Annotated in this window: 1 protein-coding gene; it reads left to right on the forward strand. The window is 61.4% G+C overall.

The window, feature by feature from the left end; genetic code table 11:
* Positions 1–160: 160 nt before the first annotated feature.
* Positions 161–827, forward strand: a 667-nt coding sequence (locus AQZ50_RS19885) for an IS110 family transposase (RefSeq protein WP_156427469.1), incomplete at its 3' end; no start/stop codon positions are given.

An 827-nucleotide genomic window follows, 5' to 3' on the forward strand; every position in this document is an offset into this window, starting at 1 on the left:
TGAGCCTCGTTAGTTTGCGCTCATCCTGATTTTCCGAGAGAAACGCAGGTGCCGGTATGGGGTGGCCGCCCCATACCGGCGTGATCGGTGCGCCCGTTGAGCTTGGGGTCCGGACTTGCGTCGAGACCGTTCGACAGCCGGGGCCCCGGTCACAGTTTGCGTGAACCCGAACAATCGCTGGGGCCGCCCGGAAGGTTGCGCCCGTTACACGAGGATGGGTCCAATGACACAGATACCAGAGCATGGACGCTTTGTCGGCATCGATGTCGCCAAGAAGCATCTCGATGTGCATGTGCTGCCCGAAGGCAAGAGCTGGCGGATGGACTATACACCTGCCGGTCTTGCCCGCCTGCTTGAACAGTTGGAGAAGCTGGCTCCAACGCTGATCGCCATGGAGGCCAGCGGCGGCTATGAACGGGCCTGCGCCGATTGCCTGGCAGGAGCAGGGTTGGCCGTGGCGGTCATCAATCCCCGACTGGTGCGCAGGTTCGCCGGATCGCTGGGAAAACTGGCAAAAACCGACCAGATCGATGCCGCGATCATCGCGCGCTACGCGGCTTTTGCAAAACCGTCCACGCGCCACACACCTGATCCTGCACAGGCCATGCTGATGGCCCTGACCATGCGACGCAGACAACTGGTGGGCATGATCGTCATGGAAAAACAGCGCACCGATCCCGGCCATGTCCATCCTGCCATCCTGGCCGACATCAGGCGCCATCTGCGCGTGCTTGAAAAAGAACAAGCCAAACTCGAAGCTCGGATCAACGCGCTCATCGCCAGCCATCCGGTCTGGGCGCGCATCAATGCCGCGCTCCAACAAGTCA

Origin of the sequence: Novosphingobium sp. Fuku2-ISO-50 (assembly GCF_001519055.1) — a bacterium.
Lineage (GTDB): Bacteria > Pseudomonadota > Alphaproteobacteria > Sphingomonadales > Sphingomonadaceae > Novosphingobium.